The organism is Flavobacterium sp. GL_143 (assembly GCF_057834355.1).
On sequence record NZ_CM174401.1, the window covers coordinates 1,902,375 to 1,925,696 of the forward strand.

General features: G+C 34.2%; 13 protein-coding genes. 11 read left to right on the forward strand and 2 right to left on the reverse strand.

Annotated elements, in window-relative coordinates; genetic code table 11:
• The first annotated feature begins 74 nt into the window (after positions 1-74).
• A complete protein-coding gene (locus tag AC3IPI_RS08190; protein WP_489158314.1) occupies positions 75-1,247 on the forward strand; it encodes a PepSY-associated TM helix domain-containing protein in 1,173 nt (390 codons plus the stop codon).
• Between the two features lie 428 nt (positions 1,248-1,675).
• Here AC3IPI_RS08190 and AC3IPI_RS08195 read toward each other — a convergent pair whose 3' ends face one another.
• On the reverse strand, positions 1,676-3,793 hold the full coding sequence (locus AC3IPI_RS08195; RefSeq protein ID WP_489158316.1) for a TonB-dependent receptor domain-containing protein: 2,118 nt from the start codon (positions 3,791-3,793) through the stop codon (positions 1,676-1,678).
• A 560-nt stretch (positions 3,794-4,353) separates the two neighbouring features.
• On the reverse strand, positions 4,354-5,250 hold the full coding sequence (gene gldA, locus AC3IPI_RS08200; RefSeq protein ID WP_489158318.1) for a gliding motility-associated ABC transporter ATP-binding subunit GldA: 897 nt from the start codon (positions 5,248-5,250) through the stop codon (positions 4,354-4,356).
• Positions 5,251-5,394: 144 nt separating this feature from the next.
• Here gldA and AC3IPI_RS08205 point away from each other — a divergent pair, with 144 nt between their 5' ends.
• From AC3IPI_RS08205 to AC3IPI_RS08250, 10 genes are all read left to right on the forward strand, one after another.
• Positions 5,395-5,976 carry an outer membrane beta-barrel protein gene (locus AC3IPI_RS08205; RefSeq protein WP_489158320.1) on the forward strand — a complete coding sequence of 194 codons (582 nt, stop codon included), beginning with the start codon at positions 5,395-5,397 and terminating at the stop codon, positions 5,974-5,976.
• An 879-nt stretch (positions 5,977-6,855) separates the two neighbouring features.
• Positions 6,856-9,237: a DUF8202 domain-containing protein gene (locus AC3IPI_RS08210; RefSeq protein WP_489158322.1), complete on the forward strand. Its 2,382-nt coding sequence runs from the start codon at positions 6,856-6,858 to the stop codon at positions 9,235-9,237.
• Between the two features lie 23 nt (positions 9,238-9,260).
• The gene (locus AC3IPI_RS08215) at positions 9,261-9,794 is read left to right on the forward strand and encodes a T9SS type A sorting domain-containing protein (protein ID WP_489158324.1); all 534 of its coding nucleotides are present in this window, start codon (positions 9,261-9,263) and stop codon (positions 9,792-9,794) included.
• 83 nt (positions 9,795-9,877) lie between these two features.
• Positions 9,878-19,732, forward strand: a complete 9,855-nt coding sequence (locus tag AC3IPI_RS08220) for an RHS repeat-associated core domain-containing protein (RefSeq protein WP_489158326.1) — start codon at positions 9,878-9,880, stop codon at positions 19,730-19,732.
• An 11-nt stretch (positions 19,733-19,743) separates the two neighbouring features.
• Positions 19,744-20,382, forward strand: a complete 639-nt coding sequence (locus AC3IPI_RS08225) for a hypothetical protein (RefSeq protein WP_489158328.1) — start codon at positions 19,744-19,746, stop codon at positions 20,380-20,382.
• Between the two features lie 106 nt (positions 20,383-20,488).
• A complete protein-coding gene (locus AC3IPI_RS08230; RefSeq protein ID WP_489158330.1) occupies positions 20,489-21,379 on the forward strand; it encodes an RHS repeat domain-containing protein in 891 nt (296 codons plus the stop codon).
• Positions 21,380-21,383: 4 nt separating this feature from the next.
• On the forward strand, positions 21,384-21,944 hold the full coding sequence (locus AC3IPI_RS08235; RefSeq protein WP_489158332.1) for a hypothetical protein: 561 nt from the start codon (positions 21,384-21,386) through the stop codon (positions 21,942-21,944).
• The gene (locus AC3IPI_RS08240) at positions 21,926-22,237 is read left to right on the forward strand and encodes a hypothetical protein (protein ID WP_489158334.1); all 312 of its coding nucleotides are present in this window, start codon (positions 21,926-21,928) and stop codon (positions 22,235-22,237) included. The genes AC3IPI_RS08235 and AC3IPI_RS08240 overlap by 19 nt, the downstream gene beginning before the upstream one ends.
• Before the next feature lie 14 nt (positions 22,238-22,251).
• Positions 22,252-22,503 carry a hypothetical protein gene (locus AC3IPI_RS08245; RefSeq protein WP_489158336.1) on the forward strand — a complete coding sequence of 84 codons (252 nt, stop codon included), beginning with the start codon at positions 22,252-22,254 and terminating at the stop codon, positions 22,501-22,503.
• Between the two features lie 70 nt (positions 22,504-22,573).
• Entirely contained in the window at positions 22,574-23,314 is a 741-nt protein-coding gene (locus AC3IPI_RS08250; RefSeq protein WP_489158338.1) for a hypothetical protein, read from the forward strand.
• Positions 23,315-23,322 lie beyond the last annotated feature (8 nt).

Sequence of the window (23,322 nt, forward strand, 5' to 3'; positions counted from 1 at the left end):
TATTCCTCAAGCCATTTTTACTAATACATCTTTTTTGCCCATAAAAACTATTACCTATTAAAATTATAATATCAATGAGTACTATTAAAAACCGTTCGAATAAACCACCAAATAAAGGAAAATCACGTTTTAGTAAAATTAATGCATGGTTGCATTTATGGTTAGGACTCGCTTCGGGACTCGTTGTATTTATAATGGGAATTACAGGTTGTATTTTGGTTTTTGAGCAAGAAATCAAACATGCAACATCTTCTTGGCTTAATGTAGAAGCACAAGAATCAGAGAAAGTATTACCGCCCTCTAAGATATATCAAGCAGTAAGTAAAGCTTTGCCTAATAAAGAGATTCATGGTTTCTGGTACAATGGTTTAGATAAAACTATAAAAGTAGACATCGAATCGGATTCTTTAATTTATGTAAATCCTTATAATGGTAAGATTACCGGAATTGTAGATCACGAAGATTTTTTTCATATCATGGACGAAGGACATCGTTACTTATGGTTAGGCCGGGATATTGGTTCGCAAGTAACAGCTTGGGGAACGCTAATTTTTTTCTTTCTTCTTATAAGCGGACTTATTCTTTGGTTTCCAAAAAAATGGAACAAAACAACTAGAAATAGTAGTTTTAAGATAAAGTGGAATGCTAAGCTCAAGCGCTTAAATTATGATTTGCATAATGTAGTGGGATTCTACACTATTATATTAGCATTACTTATTTCGTTTACTGGATTATTAATGAGTTTTCATTGGCTAAGAGAAAGCACCTATTGGATAAGTGGTGGTTGGGCTGATGAAAAAGAAAAAAAGGAACAAGTTGTTACTGCTAAAAAAGATACTTTATCTAAAAAGCAATTAGACAAACTGGCTGCAGCCGATTTTATCTGGAATAAAGTACGTAAGGAAATTGCCAAAGAAAATAAAGAAGCAGTTATCATTGATCTTCCACATGAGCCAGAAGATGATTTCTACGCTTGTACAGAAATGAATAAAGGAGTTTGGAGGGATTTGTACTTTGATCAGCAAACATTGGAATTAAAGCCAAATTCGCAGAAATATATTGATAACGAACGTTTCTCTAAATGGCTTATGCGATCTAATTATAGTTTACATATAGGTGCTATTGGAGGAATACCAACTAAGATTTTGTATTTCGTAGGTAGTTTGATATGTGCAAGTTTACCAGTTACAGGTTTTTATATTTGGTGGGGAAGAAAGAAAAAGCAAAAACCTACAGTTAAAATTTAATATTACCCATTTACATATTTTTAGTTAGTTAAAGTCTTTTGAAAGTATTCGTACTCTTCAAAAGACTTTTTTTATGTTTTAACTTAAGTAAAATATTGAATTATTTTATCACGAAACAACCACAATATTGTCTTTCTGAGGAACGAAGAATCTCCGAAAGAAACTAACACAATGTATTTATTTCAAGTTTGTCGAGCTACTAATGGAGATTCTTCGTTCCTCAGAAAGACAAGTATGTGATAACTATTCCGTAGGTTTTAGTATTGTTCCATTGCTTTGGATTTAGCTTGAAGCAATTTAGAAATCCATTTAATTTGTATTATCTGCATTCTATTTTAATATAAAGACTATGATGATTACAAAACCATATATAACAAAGAAAGCCCATGAAATTTCATGGGCTTTCTTTGTTATAAAATGTAGCTTTTTTAAATTCTGTAAGTAAAGGAAATTGTTGCTACACGGCTATCAAGATTATATCTTTTGTCAATGCTGGTTTGTCCGATAACCGAATTGATATTGTATTTATTAGTATTAAAAATATCGGTAACATTAAATTTTATGCTGCCTTTGTTAGCAAGAACTTGTTTTGATAATCCGATGCTAAAATCAAAGAAACTATCTCTTTCGTAAATCCCAACATTCGATTTTGATTGATATTGTGCATTTGCTTCCGCTTTCCAGGTATCTGTAATTGTAAATGAGTTTTGAACACTTAAATTTAAGGTTACAATTGGGTCGATTGTATTGGTATTGATAATCTTTCCTTCAAATTTATTCTCAAAAACATTAAAGAGCGTGTTCACCGACCACCATTTATAAATATCGGTTGTATTGGTAATATTTACACCATAATTGTATGATTTATTGGCATTGATTTGTGAGGTAACCGTTGTGTTATTGTCAGGATTGTAAACATATATTTCTGTAAAAACATCTTTGGTTTGGTTAAAATATACCGAAGCCATAAAAGCGCTTTTCCAAGAATATCCTATTTCTGATGTATGTGTAATTTCAGGAACCAGATTAGGATTACCTTGAGAATAATTGAACGAATCGTCATAAAAACGGAACGGATTCAAATCAAACTGACTCGGTCTGTTTATTCTCTTACTGTAAGAAGCATGCATAGAATGGTTACTACTCAATTCATATTTAAGCGAAAGACTAGGAAACCATTTTAAATAATCATCTTTATGTTTCTCGTTTAATGTCTTTTGGTTAATGTCAATTGCAGTATATTCAGTTCTTAAACCTCCCTGAATACTTAGTTTCTCTAAACGATATTTGTAATTAGCATAAGCAGCATAAATTTGCTCATCATATTCAAAATGATTAGTAGAATTAAGATCAACAATCCACTGATTGTTATCGTTGTATTCATACACCGATGGATTGTCATTGTTTTTGATGCTACCTTTAAAACCCCATTCCAAAGTCTGTTTTTCTTTAATTGGATTTGTAAAATCAACTTTTCCAGTAAAGACTCTCAATTGAGATGGAATATAACCTCTTCTGTCATTAATTGCAGTGCCTGGAATTTGATTTTGCGCACTTTGAAATTGATTAGATCTGAATTTTGAAGTTTCATATTCAAAATCAAAAGACATGTTTTTCCCTTCTGTATTAAACTTATGTACGCCAGAAAAAGCATAGGTATAGTCATACCACTTTTCTTTGCTGTCATTGTAAGTCAAAGCGTCAAATTGCAACTGATTTAAATTATTATATAGTGTATTCCCTCCATTAGCAATATTTTCATAGCGACCGATTTTTGCGTCAAGCGAAACTTCTAAATTTGTTTTAGAAGAAACCTCATATGTTGTTCCTACTTTGAAGTTGTTAGACGTAAGAGGTTCATTAGTTGTTGAATTTTGATAATTCTTTGTTGCAATTTCTTGTCTTGTAATATCAGTAAATTGAATTTGTTCAAAATTCTTGCGTTCCTCTTCACCTCTATAAGTGTAGCTGTAATTACCAAAGACTCCAAACTTATCTTTGTTGTAACTTAAATTCATTCCTGTATTGGTTCTGTTTTTTCTTCCTCTTCCATAACTAGAAAATACAGTTCCTTTTATTCCAGCACTACTTGGTTTCTTCAAAATAATATTAATCATTCCAGCTTTACCAGTGGCATCATATTTAGAAGAAGGATTAGTAATAACCTCAATTTGTTTGATATTAGATGAGGTTGTTGATTTTAAATAATTAGCAAGTTCCTTTTGCGAAAGCTGCGTTAATTTACCATTAATCATAACGCCAACGCCTTGTTGTCCTCTAATAGATAATTCTCCGTCCTGAGAGACTACAACACCTGGAGCACGCATTAAAACATCCAGCGCAGTTCCGCCTTCAGACACAATGCTATTTTCTACATTAAAAACCATTCTGTCTGATTTTTGAGTATATAGAACTTTCTTTTTTACGATTATAATTTCATCTAATGCGTTTATTGATGTTTCGATAATGCTGTCTTTTCCTTTTTCAGTTTGCGAATAGGCATAAACAGAAAATGCAAGCATAATTGATGTTATAATATTTTTCATATTATTTATTTTTAATTTTTGAAGAATAATAAAACGGCTTTAAAAGTTGATTAAGCCTTAAGAGTATAGTTTATCTATGATGATTGTGTTTTAAGAAATAGAAATTTTGGATAATAAAATAGAATCTTTAATAGGTAAGAAAATTATTTTATTCGAATGCTTTTTTGGGAGATAAAATATGCTGTTTATAAGCGTAGAAAGTAGCGTTTTTGTGGGGTAAAGTAAAAACATGATTGCCTGTTATTTGAAGTTTTTAAACTTCAAATATATAACTATTTATAACAAGTCTAAATAAAAATAAATTTAAATTTGTTCAGAAATGATAACTTACTGATAGTTAGTTGTTAGCAAGATAAGAGACGGTTTTATATTGTAAGATATGACTTGTTTATTCACTTAAATGTTGAGAATTTCTAAAAGCTATAATCTGCAAGAAAGTATTGATTTCGCTAGGTGTTGAATAGAAATAAGGCTTCATGAAAAATCCAATTCACGCTATAATAAAATAGAATGAATTGGATTTTTTATAAGTAACCAATTTTGTTACTGAAAACGGAATGCTATTTAGTAATTTCTCTAAACACAGCTTCCAGATTTTTATTTTTTTGATTAAGTTGTAATGTTTTTAAACCGTTGGCAGTTGCAAAGTCAAAAATAGCTGGACGCATATCTTTTTCTGTGACAAATGTCAGTTCCCAAGTCATGTCATGTGTATTTATATAAGAAGAAATGTTTTCTAATTTTGCAATTAATTGTTCTTCAATTCTATAATCAAATTCTACTTCGATAACTTGTTCTTTATTCTCCGCGATTAATTTGTCAAGTTTTTTGTCAGTAACAATTTTTCCGTTATTAATGATAATAACTCTGTCACAAATTGCCTCAACTTCTTGCATAATATGTGTCGATAAAAAAACAGTCTTATTTTTACCTACATTCTTAATTACGTTTCTGATTTCTATTAACTGATTAGGATCCAGACCAGTTGTTGGCTCGTCTAGAATTAAAACATCAGGATTGTGTAATAAAGCATTTGCCAAACCTACACGCTGACGATATCCTTTAGATAATTGTCCTATTTTTTTATGACTTTCGGCTGACAGTCCTGTCAGTTTTATGACTTCTTCAATTCTTGATTTTGGAACCTTATAAACATCAGCATTAAAAGCCAGATATTCACGAACGTACAAATCTAAATATAACGGATTGTGTTCTGGCAAATACCCAATAGACAGCTGTACAGCCTTGGTATCAGTCATGACATCATGACCGTTTACAAGTGCTGTACCCGAATCGGCTAGCAAATAAGTAGTTAAGATTTTCATCAAAGTTGATTTTCCTGCACCGTTTGGGCCAAGAAATCCAACGATTTCACCTTTTTCAATCGAAAATGAAATTTTATCTAATGCTTTTTGAGAACCGTAACTTTTTGATATGCTGTTTACTTCTATCGACATGACTTTTTTATTTGATGCAAAAGTAAACAGAAATCTGCTTGATTGCTAAATTTTTGGTCTTTAAAGAAATCATAAAAAAAACTTAAAGGCGAGCAGTAACGGCACTGTTATTGTTAAAAGAGTATTAAATTTAAAATATTACAAATGAAAAAAATGTTAGTTGTTATTGCATTAGCTGTAGTTAGCTTTGCAAATGCTCAAAAAGGAACAATCTTAGTTGGTGGAAACATCTCGTACACTTCTGAAAAATCAGAATTCAAATTTAGTGAAGAAAAAACAAATACTTTTAGCTTTTCTCCTAAAGTAGGTTACCAATTTAACGATAACTGGACAGTTGGGGGTGAATTTACTGTAGCATCATCTAATGACGATAATGGAATTGTAGAAGAAAAAAACAATGCTTTCAAAATTGGAGCATTTGTACGTTATTCTGTGCCATTAAGCCAAACTTTTTCTGTATTTGCTGATATGGGTGCAGGTTTCCAAAATGCTAAAAATAAAGTATATGGTCCTGGAAATGCTTATTCAAAATCTAAAGCAGATGGTATGTATGTAGGTGTAACTCCAGCTCTTTTCATTAACATGAAAAATGGTTTTGGTTTAAACTTTAATATTGGAGGTTTAGGTTATGAAACATTAAGCTACGATAACAACGGTCCAGATGTTAGTAAATTCTTCTTTAATTTCGGTAAAGAAGTTGGTATTGGAATTTCTAAAAACTTCTAGTCTTTAGAATATATCAGTTTCGAAAAGAGGCTGTCTGAAAAGTAATTTTCAGACAGCCTTTTTTTTGGATAACTATTCAGTTAACAAAAATTTGAAACAAATTTATTTAGTCTGTTCGACTTTCAGTCTCTGGTCACAAATTAGTACAAGTAAAAATAACATGTTATAAACATTGCCAACGGTTCAACCGTTGGAGCGCAATGTATTATCGTAATCTGTATCACACGGTTGAAACCGTGAGCTATGAATAAAATAGGATAGAATTAAAACAGCTGCTTTTTCGTGTAAATTGGTGTCTGCATTTCTTTAAAATCTTGGTTGATTTAATGTAGGCTGAATAGCTACTTCTTTAAAGTTTTAAAAAATATGATTGATAATTGCTCTAGCGAAACATAATTTTATAGATTTTGGGATAGCGCTACAGCGTAACGATACTTTGGTTTTTCTTCAGATTGCTATATATGTTACCTTAAATGTGGTTTTACAAAATGGTTTTATGAATTTCTATTAATATAGCCGTCCTTCCAGGATTTAGAATATATTTCAATTTCGAAAAGCACTCCAACTGGGGTGCTTTTTTTATGCTTTTAATTTTCTAAAATCAATCTTAAATTGATACTTCAGTCTATTAAAACTTTCCTAACTAATAGTTTTTGCCTGCTTGCTCCCTACTTAGGAACAAATAAAATTGATTGTATACAGAGCTCAATAATTTTGTCTTATTAAGATACTCTAATACCTTATTATAGTTAATTTTTTAACAAAACCAGGGTTCCTTTGCAAATTATTTGATAATTAAATTTAAAAGACAAGAAATTATGTTAAATAAAAATTACAAATAAAAGTAAATGTTCTTGCCGACCTATAAATGACAGCAGTATGAAAAAAGTTAGAGGTATTATAATTTGGAGTTTATTTTTAATTATTAATGTTTCAGCCTTCAGCCAAGCTCCTGGTGGAGTTACTGGATCACAAGCGTGGTTTAAAACCAGTAGATTGCCTAATGGGAGTTTTAACTGGAAAGATTTCAGTGGAGATGGAACAAAATTAAACAACTGGAATACTACTACCGAATATTCTAATGGTGGTCGCTATTTTAATTTCAATGAAGGTCTTTATTTTGATGGAGGCAGTCGCCAGTTTTTCTTAAATCAGACTAACTTACAGCAAGGAACAATAATTGGTCTTTTTGGTCATACAGCAACTTATTTTAATTACGAAAATACTTTATTTGGAATTAAGGGACGTGCCAATGAAGGAGTACTAGTTACGAATGATAAAGTAGTAAATAGTACAGAAAGAGATGGTGAGACCTTGGATTATGGCAGTACAACAGGTGAGGATTTATTCAGAAAAGATAAGAGCGAAGGTACAGATGCTAAATTCAGGGAACGTTCGTTAAAAGTTGTTTCTTACTACCAATATCAACAACCCAATATTTCTGTTTGGGGCGAAGATCAGCAATCTTCTTTGACTTTAGGTTATGGATATCTTAATAATGCCAATGGTTTATCAACTTACGCCATGAAAAATTTCGCTAATAATTTTTACGGATATATTCCGGAATTATTGGTTTATAGTCGTGTATTAACACCTCTTGAACGTAGAAAAGCAGAGACTTATCTGGCAGTAAAATACGGAGTTAGTTTAAGTAATTCTTATATAGGAAGTGATGATAAATTAATTTGGGACTGGAGCGCCAATACCAACTATAATAATCGTATAACAGGTATTATGCGTGATGATGCGAGTGGTTTAAATCAGCCTTATTCTACCACAAGTTACGAAGAAGAGCCTTATTTTTCAGATGCTTATGATTCCTATGTAGAGCAAACTTACAGAGACCAGTCATCGTATTATCGTTTATTGGTCATGGGGCAATCTCCGGGCAATGACCTAGCCGATAAAAATGCCACCCTATGGGGAGATGACAATGGAGTTTTGAGCACTCAAAATTCAGGAGGTGTCGCTGGAATAAAACGAATGACTCGTACTTGGAAACTCGTTACTAATACACCACCACCCACAACAGAACAAAAAACACTTCTTTTTAACAGTACAGGACTTGATGTAGATGCTGCTTTTGGACAAAGTACATTCACCAATAAAACAGTTTCAAGCACCGGGACAAGTGTTACAACAATTCCATTGCAGGGCAAAAATGGTTATTTAGAATTTAAAACGTTAGCCGTAGGAAGCGAAATACAAGTAAAATTTGGAGATCAAAACGGTGGTACAGGCACTGCCGATTATGGGGTGAGAATTGATGCCAGTGGTGGTGCTTATACAATAGAGAACACCAAGAAACCGGAATATTTGCATGCCATGTCAGACAATATGCATACCATAACCATTGAGAAAAAAGAAAATGAAATCTTTATCAATATTTATAATACAAATGGAGACAAACACATCACCACAAAAAAATTAACCATTCTGCCGGCAGACAGCAATAAGGCCTTTTATGGAGTTGTTTCGTTGCAGAAAAAAAACACCGATGTTTCTTTAACAGTATTACATGGAGGATTTGTTGCAACAGGTTCAAGAGTTGAACTGTCTTTTGATAGCAATAGAGCCGCTGAATTTGCTAATAATGCAGACAAAAGCTATTTGATTATTGACCGTTCCGGTACAGGTGATTTTACAGTAGATAATACCGAGTATTATCCAGTTAGTGACATTGATATTAGCCGAAAAAAAATCATCTTCAATAATGTAATTTGGGATGCTGATGGCAATGGTAAAGATGTTTTTTCTTTTGGATATAGAAATGCATCAGTAAAACTCATCGCTTTGGAAGACGCAGTAAATCCTACTTGCGTAGATGGAATACTTCAGGAAGACGGAAAAATTAATATAGAGGTAAAAGAAGGTTTACCGGCCTATAAATATACCCTTACCAAAACTGGAACCACAGCAGTTTTGCAAACAGGAACTTTTTATGAATCAAAGAAAACCATAACGGAAATAGCAGCAGGGAATTATGATTTGATATTAGAAATGGTAGGAACCAATTTTGATAAAACAGGAGGGACCAATCTGGCTGCCGTAGCCACAACAGCTTCAACAGCAAATGGATCCTTTGAGTTTTCAGTAACCAATTTTATTTCAGATAAATATATTGGTTTTATTAGTCAAAGATCGAGCCCAACAGTAGCATTACTTAATTATGGTGTACAAATAAAACAAGACCAATTGTATTTCTGGAATAAAGGAGCCGCCACCACTTCCTTGGCCACCTTAAAAAAGAAAGCAAAATAAAATTAGAAATCCAGAACGGTATTTTGCAATGCAAAGTTGATGATGCGATAGTAGGCACACAAAATCTCTCTACAGCAGATGCTGCAGCATCTTATTTTGGGTTTGTAGCTTTAAATGGTTCTTCAAACGGATTATACAATTTAGTTCATAATGGTTTTGTAACCAGTCCTGCAAAACTTGTTTGGGGATCAGCCTCCTATTTAACCATAACAGAAGGAGATGCTATCCTGAGCAAAGTAGTTCAAAAAATAGAGCTTGTTGCCCCAGAATGTAAAGAGATTATCTTGCCGCCAACACCCCTAACAACAGATAATTTAGTTGTTGCTCCGGTACCATCAAAACCAGGATCTAATTTTAATATCAATGTTAAACTAGATAGCCCATCAGAGGTAACCGTTTTAATCTTTAATACAGCGGGAATTTTAATACAGCAATTACGTAATGCCGAGTTGCAAAAATTAAACACGTTCACCACCAGTATTCCTCTAGCAGGAATCTATATCATAAAGGTATTGACAATAGAAGGCGAATTCTCAAAATCAATTATTATCAATTAGATGTTAGAGACTTACCAAAAATAAAAAAGTAAGCAGCTAAACCGAGTAATTATCCCTATACGAATTTAGGAAAACCAGTAAAAATGGAAAAGAAAGAAAATTTAAAAGCAACGATACAAAGAATCACGGCAAGTGTTCTGGCAGTTATACTATTTAGTCAAAGCGCTTTTGCGTATGATTTAGGATATGCCAAAGAAGTATTTTTTAAAATCCCTTCAGGACAAGGTTATAGTAACAGCGACAATAATAGCAACAATCAAAAATATGCTGAGGCAATTCCTGTATACCATCAGCCTGCTGCACGCTCGGCAGCAGAGTCATCTGATATTGTTTCCGACAAAAAGAATCAGCAAATTATTCTCGCCACAGAAAATGGAGGAATTATAGGAGTGTATGCAGGTAAACTATTAGACAATCCAGCAGATAACTTATTCCATTTTAATTTAACAGAAAGCCTTAAACCCGAAGACCGAGTTAAATTAGTCTATGAATTACAAGGTGTTTCAGACAGTCATGGAGTAGCCATTAGTATCAACGACGAATTCTCGACAGGAGGAACCTGGGTCCAAAAAAGCGATCAATGGAGTAAGCAAGAACAATACATTAATACAACAAGCTTACAGAAAGGTGATAATACCGTATTGTTTTCATTGCCAGAAAAAGCTACTTACGGCTATCAGGTACGTAACTTGGCTTTTGTAATTGAAAAAGCAAAAACAAAAAAACTTCGATTAGACAATTTAACAGCCTTAAGTTATAAAGGAGAAGGCTACATAAGTGGATTTGTTGACGGATTAACAGCAGGTAGTAAAATCACGATTGAAGGAAAATCAGTTGCACACCAAAACGGATTTTTTGAGACCATTTTACCCTTAGATGCTCATAAAGAAGCAATCATAACAATTAGTTCAAACGGACAGGTTTTGCAAGAAAATGCAACTGTAAAGCCTATCACAGTCTCACATCAAGAACCTTTGCTGAGCGTTTTATCAGGAAGCTCAAAAGCATTTGTTAAAGGACAAAAAATGATGCTCTCTGCCGGAGCTGCCAGTATCGAGGTAAACAGTACTACCCTGCTTGAGAATAAAACATTAAGTATTACGCCTCTGCGTGCACTAGATCTACCTGCATTAGACCCGTTAATGACCAACTTAACCAATGGGCGAGGATATCGTTTTTTACCGCACGGAGAACATTTTGCAGAAGGAGCACTTGTGAAATTAGGATATAACAAAGAATTACTTCCTCCGGGATATACGGAAGAAGATATACGCACCTTCTTTTTTGATAAAAATACTGGACATTGGGAAGCCTTAGAACGTGATAGTCTTGATGTGGCACACCAAATTATTATCTCGAAAACGACTCATTTTACCGATATGATTAATGGGGTTATCAAAACACCAGAATCTCCAGATACACAAGGATTTGCTGCTACCATGATGAACGATATCAAAGCTGCAGACCCAACAGCAGCAGTAAATATAATACAGCCACCAACAGCCAATCAGCAAGGGTCGGCAAATTTAAGTTATACTATTGAAGTACCACCGGGACGTAATGGCATGCAACCACACATAAATGTGGCTTATAATAGTGATGGAGGCAGTGGTCTACTTGGTGAAAGCTGGGATATACCTCTATCTAAGATCACAGTAGATAGCCGCTGGGGTGTGCCGCGTTACAATGAATTGGAAAATACAGAAACTTATAACTTAGATGGTGTGATGCTTGTACAAATGGACAACCAAAATGCGGTTGTAGCACATCGCGGAGATAAAAGAACAACTCGAACAGTACATACTCAATTTTATCCTAGAACAGCGACGAATTTTAGCAAAATTACAAGACATGGTTTTGGTCCGGGTAGATATAACTGGATCGTAATTGATAAAAATGGTACTCAATATCAATATTCATCTGGAGTTAGTGATATTTTCAAGACAAAGACTGGAGAATGGAATTTAGAATATGTAGTCGATCGACATGGTGATTATATTAAGTATAAGTACCAAGAAATAAACGAAAAAATAGGAGAAAATGTTCTTGCATCTGCAGTGTATTTGTCAAGTATAGAATATGGTTATGCGTATGAGGAGAACCCGCATAGTATAGTTTCTTTTACTTATGAAGCTGAGAAAACTGTAAAAACCAATAGTGCACGTTACGGTTTTCTAACTTCACAACATAAATTACTTACAAAGGCAACCGTAGAACATTTAGGTAAAATAATACGAAGCTATGACTTTATTTATAAAAAAGATGACGGTGCATTCAAGAAAACGCTGCTGGAAAAAATAGTACAAAATGATGCGAGTGGAGTAAAATTTAACGAACATATTTTTGAATATTATGATGATGTAAAAGCTAGTGAAGGTTATGTGCCTTTTAGGAGCAATACCGAAAACTGGGATACAGGAAAAGATAATGTAACAGGAAATGGAATTATAACTAAAACAGATAAGATAGTTGGAGAAGTTCTTTTCAATGATAAAATATCGGCATTAGGTGGTGGAGTTTCTACCTCTGGAGGTTTTTCATTGTATGTAGGAGTTGGTCTTACAGATGGACAGTCAACTACCAGTAATACAGCTGGAGCAAGTTTATCATATTCACCATCAGAATCAAAAGGGCTTTTGGCTCTAGTAGATATTAATGGAGATGGTCTGCCAGACAAAGTTTTTAAAGACGGCGGAAATATTTATTATCGCCCGAATTTGGGGAATGGTGTATTTGGAGACCGATTAGAAGTTAGAGGAATCTCAACAATTTCATTGACTAAATCATCTGCATTTAGTTACGGTGCAAGTGCAAAAATAGGTTTAGGAAAAATAATGGCTACCGAAGGATTTAGTATACAGACCACTAATACTACTAATAGTACTTATTTTCAGGATGTAAATAATGATGGTTTAGTCGATTTAGTACGTGATGGGGTAGTTTATTTTAACCATATTGTAAATCTAAATGGTAATGCAATCCCAACCTTTACATCCTCAAGTTCAGATACCGCAAGTCCAATTCAGGGAGGCGGAATAATAGATACTAGTTTTACAGCAGTAGATCCTGCCGAACAAGCAGAGGCTATTGCAAATTCGCCTTTGCAGGATGTCGTACGAATGTGGGAAGCCCCATTTGCAGGAACTATAAAAATAGAAAGTACAGCTACATTAATACCACCAACAGGGGTATATGACCAAGCAGAATATGCTCTGGCAGACGGTGTGTTTGTAGGAATTCAAAAAGGGGCAGTAGAAATTGTATCGCCAAAACCTTTAACAAAAATAGCTTCTTCAGCAAATCTTTCAATCACTTCACAAACGGTAACCAAAGGCGAAAAAGTATATTTTAGAGTACAGTCAGGGCGTACAAATCTTGCCAATGGTGCTTTTGATCAGGTTGACTGGAATCCGGTAATTACCTATACTGATGCAACCCGAACAGGTTTGCCTACAAATCCTGATGGACAACAACGTTTTAGTTACAAGGCTACAGAAGGTTTTGTGTTAGATAATAATACAGCCAATATTGTAGTCCAGAATAACAATGAAGCAGGAGCAGTTAAAGTAACTGGAATTTTTACAAAACCCGTAACCAGTGATGCCGTTCAGGTTAGTCTTTTGGCAAAAAACAATTCAGGGACATTTATTACTGTTTGGTGTAAAAATTATGCAGCAACAGAAACTGTAAACACGGTTCTAACAGCAAATACTCTTTTACCTGCTATAACTGCCGATTATCAGGAATTAAAAATCGCCATAACAAGTGAGACCAATGTAGCCTGGGACAAAATAGGATGGGATGCCACATTGGCGCATTATCCTTTGGGTGCTTATAGTGCTATTGTACCAACTCCTTTAGATGCAAATTGCAATGGAATGAGTACGGTAACTATAACAGGAGCCTCAGATTTTGAAACAAATCCTTTTAAAGACTATAGTGTTTTTGCCAGTCATATCGTAGAGGGAAGTGTTTATACAGCAACTACTACAGGACCGCTTAGTTTAATACCTGCATTAAAAGGGACAAATACAGACGGAATTGCTTATAAAGTAACCTTGTCTGCCAAAACCAGTAGAGGAACGTTATTGGGTAAAAGCAATTATATCATGACTAACGGACTGCTGACCACAGCAACACCATTAATGGTAGCAACAGTGGCAGGTGATAAAATATGGGTAGAATATACCATTTCAAACCGTGTGGCATTAGGGGTAATCGAAACAGCGATAACCACAGTAAATGCTAACGGAATTCCTCTAACAGCCGCAGTATTTGCTCCGGCAATCGATTCTGAAAAATTTGGACCTCTGCAACGCCATTGGGGACAGTTTATTTACAATGCGATGGACGGACGTTCTACACAGCCTATTGATGAGAGTAGACTATTTTTGCCGGAATCAAAAGAACAAGCAGATCCTCTTAGAATGATTTTTAGTATGATGACCCCAGACGTAATTACAAAAAAATATTGGTCAGGAGCTAATAATTTAACCTATGTAAACGGTACTGTAGTATCGAGCTCACGTTTGGGAGAGAGCAATGTAGTATTGGTCAATCCTCTTGAAGGATTAACAGCAGGAGCGTCAAATACCAATAATCTTTATTGTACTGAAGGTTCAGGTGCAGTTGCAATTAACAAAAAAAACAAAGCTAGAAGTGAATCAACTCAAACGAGTTCTGGTGCTTTTACAGCCAATGTAGCAAAAGGGAGCTCAGAGGTTCTTACTGATTTTCAAGATATGAACGGAGATGGTTTTCCTGATATTATTGCCTATGGTAACATTCAGATGACAAATAGTAGAGGCGGTTTTGATGGAGAAAATATTGCTATTAGTGGATTACATAACAGTACTTCTGTATCTTTTGGTTTATCAGCAGGATCAGCAGCTAAACATGCAGATGCTATTAATACGGCACAAGTAACATACAATAGTGCGGAAGTAATTCGCAAGGCCGCAAACTGTGAAACTGAACAACAAGCAATAACAGACTCGCAAAATGCAAAAGCAGCCTTAGATGCCGCTAAAAGCAAAATAATTGTGAGTGGAGGAGTTGACTATAATAAAGAAGAAACAGTACAAACTTGGACTGATGTAAATGGTGATGGTTTGCCTGATAAAATTTTAGGCAACAAAAAAGTACAGCTTAATCTAGGCTACAGTTTTACAGATCCTATAGATTATGGTTTAGAGGATATTACCAAAGCAGAATCTATATCGCCTAATTTTGGATTAGGTTTTGATTTGGGGTCTTCGTCATTTAGCGGAGGGTATGGTATTGTAAAAAATATTACATGGAATGATTTTAGCCTGCAGGATGTAAACGGTGATGGACTGGTAGATCAGGTGTTTAAAAATAATCTGGTGCGTTTGAATTTAGGAGATCGCTATGGTGATCCAATATCCTGGGACGGTTTAGGAGTTTTAGGACAGGGATCATCAACAGCTGAATCGCTTAATACAGCGTTTAATATTCCTGTGACAATCTTAGCTGTTAAAGTTGCTATAAATCCAGGAGTAAATGTAGGACTTTCGAGCAATCGTACAGAAACACAATTACAGGATATAGACGGAGACGGTTTTCCAGATTATCTAACCTCGACAACAGACGATATTCTAAATGTACAACGATCTACTATTGCCCGTACCAATAAGCTAAGAGCAGTACGTACCCCATTGGGTGGAGAATTTATAGTAGACTACACTCGCAGTACGCCAACTTATGACCATCCGGGAGGGAAATGGGTCATGCAAAGTGTGATTATAAAAGACGGAATTGCCAGTGATGGTGTCGATATGAAAACACAATTTGCATACGCAAAAGGAAAATACGAGCGTCACGAAAGAAGTTTTTTGGGCTTTGGAGAAGTAAAAATGCAAAACATTGATACCGAAAGCGACAATAAAGTATACAGGACTTTAACCCAAAATTACGACGTTTCTGATTATTACAATGCCGGACAATTAGTAAGTTCAGTTCTAGAAAGCAATGAAGGTGTAAATGCGCAAACAAATACAGGAGCAAAATATACGGAGAGTATGCAGGATTATTATACCTATGCTGTAAAAGCAACAGGTGATAAATATGATTTTACGCCAATAGCCAAAATGTGTTCTGACAGAGGGATAAGTTTTAATCCGTTAAAAAAAATAATTTCAACTGCCTATGAGGGTGGTGCAACTCCAATGAAATTAAGTGAAATAAATAGTGAATACTATGTGAATTCAGGAGACTTTGGAGATTTAAAAAGTTATAGTTTTAAAGATAACAGCACAGGAAATTATAAAACCGAAATAGCTTATATTAATAATCTAGATTCATATAATTATATTGTAGGACTGCCAACCAGTAGTAAGGTAACTATGGGTGGTGTAACCGTGCATGAAGTCAAAGCCGTTTATGACACAAAGTATGCGAATCATATTACACAAATAAGTCAGAAATTAAACGATAGCCAATGGGCTGTTACAGATTTAAAATATGATATATATGGAAATATAACGCAAAAAACGTTGCCAGAGAATTATAAAAAAGAACGACCGTTTTATAAGTACCGTTATGATGATCAATTTAAAATGTATGTAGAGGAAATATCAGATAATTTTGAATACCGTAGTTATGCGAGAAATTACGACAGCCGTTATGGTCTTGCATTAGAAACAGAGGATGTAAACGGATATGTAATTAAAAAAGAAATTGACGAATTTGGAAGGTTAACAAAAGTTCAGGGACCAAAAGAGGCAGCAACAGGACAGCCGTATACGATACAAATGGATTATTTTCCGACAACGGTGGTGTCAAACGGAAACATCAGTAGAACTGCTTATGCGAGAACGAAACATTTTGATGCACAACATCCAAATGATCCTATCGAAACAGTGACTTTTGCAGACGGGTTAGGAAGAGCCATTCAGGTAAAAAAAGATGCCGCGATTACAGATAATAAAACTCCCGATCAGCAAAGTGATGTGATGGTAGTTTCAGGACGAGCAAAATTTGACGCTTTCGGCAGAGTAAAAGAAGCGTATTATCCTCAGACTTCACCACTTGGAGACTGGAATAAGTTTATGGATACTTTTGATGCGGTTGAATCAACCAAAACGACGTATGACATTCTAGACAGACCAATAACGACTACTTTACCTGATGGTGCAGCAACCAAAATGGCATACACCATTGAAGGTGATTTGTTGAAAACCGAAGTTACAGATGCTTTAAATAATACCAATTCAAGCTATGCAAACGGTTCAGGATTAACAATGAAAACTCTTGATGCTAATAGTGTGGTAACACAGTTTGGTTATGACGGAATTGGCAGAAATATAAGCGTAACAGATGCTCAAGGACAGCAAACGCTGAGTACTTACGATCTGGCTGACAGACGTACACAGGTCATTCAGCCCGATGCAGGAAAAAGCACGTTTAAATTTGATGCTTTAGGGAATCTGTTAGAAAGACAAACTGCAAACCTGGAAGTAAAAAACAAAAAGATTACCTACGAATACGATTATAATAGATTAACCAATATACATTATCCAGAACATCCTGAGAATGATGTACGCTACGTTTTTGGATCTAAAAATGAGAGTCAGAACCGTAAAGGAAGACTGATTTTGATGGAAGATGCCACAGGAGCACAAGAATTCTCGTATGGAATTATGGGTGAGATTGAGAGCATTCGCAGAACCGTAATTGTACCCAACTCAGCCGTTGCGACTTATGTAACGAGCTGGAAATACGACAGCTGGAACCGTCTGCAGGAAATGATATACCCAGATCAGGAAAAAATAAGCTATACGTATAATTCAGGCGGGTTACTACAGGCAGTTGCAGGTAAGAAAGCTTACAGTTATAATTATGTAAACAAAATAGGGTACGACAAATTTGAGCAGAGAAGTTACCTTAAATACTGTAACGGAACAGAAACCAAGTACAATTATGAGCCATTAAGACGAAGACTCGATAATATGACAGTAGCTTCAGGAACAGGGTATCAGGGCACCAATACGCCAAGAATGTTCATGAACAATAAATATCAATATGATCAAGTAAGTAATGTGCTGAATGTGACCAATAGTGCTGTCGGGGTGAGCAATAAAATGGGAGGAATGATGGCGCACAATTACCAGTATGATAATTTGTACCAATTAACATCTGCAAACGGAGTTTATACTGGAGCCGACCAAAAAACGGCCAATTACAGTTTGGAAATGAAATACGATGATTTGCACAATATCGTGAGTAAAACGCAAAATGTAGCCCAGAATAAAGTAACTGAAACAGGTGCGTTAAAAGCGGGTTATACAATGAATTACAATTATAACAGTACCAATAAACACCAGCTAGATAATGTAACAGAAACAGAATACAGAACTAAAAATACAGACCCGAAAGTCGATAAACAAAAAGAAAACAAATATGTTTATGACAAGAACGGTAATATGATTTATGTAAATATTGAAGAAGTTAAAATAGACGGAACGGTAGTAGACAAAGCTCAGGAAAAGAAACTGCTTTGGGATGAGGAGAATCGTTTAAGAGCCATAGATATTAGCGGTTATGTGAGTAATTATACTTATGACGCAGGAGGCGAACGTGTAACGAAACTTTCAGGTGGCGGACAAGGAATTTTTGTCAATTCTGTTTTTGCAGGAGGTAAAACTTCAACAAGTGATTTTACATTGTATGTAAATCCATATTTGGTAGCACAAAATGGAGGACGTTATACGAAACATATTTATATAGGTTCGCAACGTATTGTGAGTAAAATAGGCGATTTTGATAGCTATGGAGCAGATCCTAGGCGAGTAGAGAAAGCGGGAGAATCATTCTCTGGCGTAAAGGTAAATTACGATGCGAAATATAAGAAAGCTTTAGGAGTTGTAAAAGCAAACTACGATACGTTTGAAGTTCCGTATTATGGAGTAGATAATAATGATTATGTAAACGGTTTAGGATTCTGCTGTAATCCTAGTGGAGAAAGTTCTAGTTCTGGAAGTACTACTGGTAAGTTAATGGCTGGTAAAAATGACAATGCAGAGCTGCAACAGTTTTATTATCATCCGGATCATTTGGGAAGCTCGTCTTATATTAGTAATTTAGACGGCGAAGTGGTTCAGCATGTGGAGTATGTGCCTTTTGGAGAAGTTTTCCTTGAGGAGAAGAATGCCAAATGGAATACACCGTATTTGTTTACTTCGAAAGAGCTTGATAAAGAGACAGGAATGTATTATTTTGGGGCACGTTACCAAGACCCTAAATTAGGAATCTTTATATCTGTTGACCCGTTGGCGGAGAAACGTCCTGAATATACTTCGTATGTTTATTGTGGTAACAGTCCTGTGAAATTTATTGATCCAGATGGTAAAGATTGGTTTGTTAATAAAGAAACAGGAGCAGTTGTACATGTAGAAGGTCAATCGAAGTTAACACAAGCTACCGCAAATAAAATTGGAGCTGGAGATGCAGATAAATATGATAGACTTGGAGCTGATAATATGTTTGGTAATAATAACGAAAAAGCCAATAATATTAGAGGGCTAGGTGCTAGTGTTGTCGAAAATTCAGAATTTTTTATGGAAAGGCAAGGGTATAAAATGGCTGATAAGGTTACGGTGAAGGAAACGACATATACTTCAAAAGGAGGATTTGGTTCCGAAGAAAATATCAAACAATCAAATACTTCTAAAGAAGAATTACTTGCCTCAAAAATTACATATGTAAAACCAGAGGCATTAAATAAAAAAACAGATGTATCAACTACGATTAATAATTATTCTTTTAGCAGTACTGAAAAAACAATTTATACTCTTACAACGCCACATGGTAAAGGAGATACATCACCTTCTACTACTGTGAGTACTTTTATAAGTGTCCCTTTAAAAGTAATGAGCAACCTTCTTCAAGGCTATATTGAATCAAAAGGGAAAAAATAAAAATGAAAAAAATGAAAAAAGTAATATTAGGCATAATCATTATGACAATATTTATGTTCGTGAGTTGTAATGGACAAAGTTTTAATAAAAGGGAAAATGATAATTATATTACAGGCAAACAAGAATTTGACTCAAATTTAACATCACATTTTCCCAAAGTACTTAGTTCGTTTCCCAACATGATTATAAATAACAAAAATTTATCTAAGAATGATGTTTGTTTTATACTTTATGAATTCAATGTTGATCATTCAAGAATTGATTCAATTTTGCATAACAAACAATTTATTGCAATTTACGAGCCTAAAACTCCATGTTTATTTAGAGTGAATAGTTTTGAGACAATAGACACATATGAAAACAGGAAGGAAGTTCTAATATTAGATACTTTGTTAATAAATAAAGATTGTTATAAAGATAAATATCCAGTTCCAAATTTTATGATTTATAATGGTAGCGATAAGTTAAATTTAGAATTAGAAAATAGTTTAACTATCTATATATTGGATTCTAAAAAAGGTAATCATTTTCCTTTATTTGAATTGCAACCAGACGAACAAATGCCAGAAACTTGGAAAAATGGATATTCCAAAGGTATTGCAGTCAGCAAAGAAAAAGGTGTTATTATTTATTGGGCTATTATTTGGTAATCCGCTCTTCGAAGAGTTGTAAAGACAAAGTTGTTCCAGCTCTGCAAAGAGTTCTAATGATAAAGCTGTGTGCTTTGCGGATGTCTCTGACTTCGCCCCTGATCATTTGGGAAGTTCTTCGTATATTAGCAATTTAGATGGAGAGGTAGTTCAACACGTCGAATACGTACTTTTTGGGGAAGTTTTCTTGGAGGAGAAGAATGCTAAGTGGAATACACCATATTTGTTTACATCTAAGGAATTAGACAGAGAGACTGGGCTTTACTATTACGGAGCGAGATATCAGGATCCTAAACTCGGGATCTTTATATCGGTTGATCCGCTGGTGGAACAATATACGGGTTATTCTTCTTATACATATGCTCTTAATAATCCTTTGAAATTTATTGATCCTGATGGAATGTCAGTTACACCACCAGATTGGTTTGTTAATAGTGAGACTGGAGAAGTGATTCATAATAAAAATGAAACAAAAGGATATGAAAAAAAATTGGGAGGAAATTGGGAGCATCTAGCAAAAGAAAATGAAATTGTAGATACAAATCCTAAAAATGATATGGGAGGGAATGTTAAGTATTCAGCCGAACAATCAGTTAAATTAATGGAAAAAAATGATAAAGAATTGGCACCCAAGACAGTTTTATCTGAAAGAACTACGAGAATACTAGTTAATACTGTTACTCCAGGAGGATCTGTAACAGTTAAAAATATTACAGCAGATGAAATATGGAAAGATGTTACATATGTTCCTATTGGCAGTCGATCAAAAACAGAAAGTTCAACAATTTTGCAGAATGAAACTTTAACAAATGGTTATTTACAAGTTGAAATTTCAAAAAAATCATATTCAACGCCAGGTATATTTACTAAAGTTATGAGCTTTTTAGGCGATACACTTTATCCCGAAGGTAGTAGTAAAACCAAACATTATGTAAATTGGAAAAATTATCCAAAAGATGGAAGACTTAACGGATTTAAAAAAGCATTAAACAACTAAGGCTATGAAAATTTTTTTTGGAATTTTATTTTTTGCTATTGTATCATGTGGACAAAATGACTCCGTTAAGAAAACACAATTTCTAAAGTTTAAAAAAACAATTGTTTCCACAATATTTAATTCTTATCCAATTAAGGAAGAAGACGTTGAAGATTGTGAAGTGCAAATTATTAACTACACAGATTCTTATAAGTATTTAGGATACGCTAGTATGTTTCAAATTTATAAATATACTGATGATGAATTTATTAAACGTCGTAACTATATAATAGCGAAATCAAGATTGATTGTAGATAATAAGCAAAAATGTAATTTTATTATTCCTGATATGATAGATAGTTATGATAAATTATGTAAAGGTGAAATTTATCCCGTAATTCCATCTTTAGACGACATAGCTAATAAATTAAATAGATTTGTTAAAGAAAGCAGTAAGTTTTATATCTTGGAATATGGGAATAAAAACATAATGAATAATATTGTCCCAGAAAAAAAACAATTTTCTATTGGAGCAATAGTTGATGAGAGTAACAAGACAATATTATATTGGATAATAGCTTTATAGCTCGATGGCTCGGATATGTAGACAACGATAGCGGAAATCCTGCTTTATATGCGGCTACCGCTGGTAATACAGGGACAGCAGGAGGATTTTATAACACAAAAGGAAGCCTTGATAGAACATTTAGAAATCAATTTGGTTTAGGTTTTGGTTCAGATGTATTTATGCGATCATTTGAAGATGATAAAATTTTACCAATGTATCTTTACACTAGAGGAAGTTATATCAAAAATGAATATGGTACTTTTCTTAAACAAAAAGAAGTGTACGGAAACCCAACAGTACCTGGTAGATAATTTAAAAAAGGATTATGACAAAAAATATTTTTCAATTTGTGATAATAGGTGGTTTGTACTTATTTTTGACTTTTTTATATAGCATTTTTTTTGGATTACCCCCTTTTAACAGTGGTCAGGTAATAGGGTACCCTGCAATATATTATCAATTTTGGATTTCGGAAACAGAAAAACAATCTGGTTTTATGAAGATAGATAATCTTTTAAGTAATGTGGTTATTGTGGTTTTTCTTATGTTTTTTTTAGAATTATACAACAAAAAATAAAAAATAGATAATTAAATCCCGATCGCTCGGATATGCGTAACGATACCCGCTGGCGGAGAAATATCCAAGTGTGAGCCCTTACATATATTGCTTAAATAGTCCAATCAATGCTGTAGACCCTAATGGTAAAGACTTTGTCTATGTAAATGGGGATGGAAGTATTAATAAAGTTGTGGTTAATAATTCACCTTATATTACAGTGGTTTTACCTAGCGGAAAAGGGGTTTTATTGTCAGATTTGGATATTTCTGCAAGCACTTTTACATGGAATAATACTAATAGACAAATTGTAGCGAATGTAGCTGGTTATTATGGCAGTCAAGTAGGGGTTAGTTCAATTGGAGCTAACTATGATATGAATGACAAAAGCTTAGCCTATACCGATCAGGATGATAAAGTATGGTTGCATCCAAGTTCAAAAGGAGGAATTTCTTCTACTCTTAGTAATAAATATGATTTAAAGAGCACTCTTCTTCATGAGTATTATCATCAACAAGAATCAGGTCGAGGAGCGGATTATACTTATTCCGCACACGCTAAAGTTTATTTAAAACAATTCCAACATAGCGGTTTTAAAAAGACCTCTATAGGTTTTGCCGAAGGTCAAATGGCTAATTTTATCAAATACTTAGATAATGCTGCAGGAAACAAAGAAGCAGGCTGGCAAAATATAGTAAAGGAATTTAATGATTCTAATATTTTAGGAGGTTATCAAATTAGGTATCGAGAATCAGGAGGCACACAATTGTTTGACAATAAAGGGGGGGAACGTATATTTTTGATAGGGGAAAGTTTAAATGGGCCACATTAAATTTAATA

Excerpts from the sequence above, each read along its gene's own strand:
- AC3IPI_RS08190 (WP_489158314.1), top strand. The coding sequence starts at position 75 with ATGAGTACTATTAAAAACCGTTCGAATAAACCACCAAATAAAGGAAAA.
- AC3IPI_RS08210 (WP_489158322.1), top strand. The coding sequence starts at position 6,856 with ATGAAAAAAGTTAGAGGTATTATAATTTGGAGTTTATTTTTAATTATT.
- gldA (WP_489158318.1), bottom strand. The coding sequence starts at position 5,250 with ATGTCGATAGAAGTAAACAGCATATCAAAAAGTTACGGTTCTCAAAAA.
- AC3IPI_RS08225 (WP_489158328.1), top strand. The coding sequence starts at position 19,744 with ATGAAAAAAGTAATATTAGGCATAATCATTATGACAATATTTATGTTC.
- AC3IPI_RS08245 (WP_489158336.1), top strand. The coding sequence starts at position 22,252 with ATGACAAAAAATATTTTTCAATTTGTGATAATAGGTGGTTTGTACTTA.
- AC3IPI_RS08205 (WP_489158320.1), top strand. The coding sequence starts at position 5,395 with ATGAAAAAAATGTTAGTTGTTATTGCATTAGCTGTAGTTAGCTTTGCA.
- AC3IPI_RS08235 (WP_489158332.1), top strand. The coding sequence starts at position 21,384 with ATGAAAATTTTTTTTGGAATTTTATTTTTTGCTATTGTATCATGTGGA.
- AC3IPI_RS08195 (WP_489158316.1), bottom strand. The coding sequence starts at position 3,793 with ATGAAAAATATTATAACATCAATTATGCTTGCATTTTCTGTTTATGCC.
- AC3IPI_RS08220 (WP_489158326.1), top strand. The coding sequence starts at position 9,878 with ATGGAAAAGAAAGAAAATTTAAAAGCAACGATACAAAGAATCACGGCA.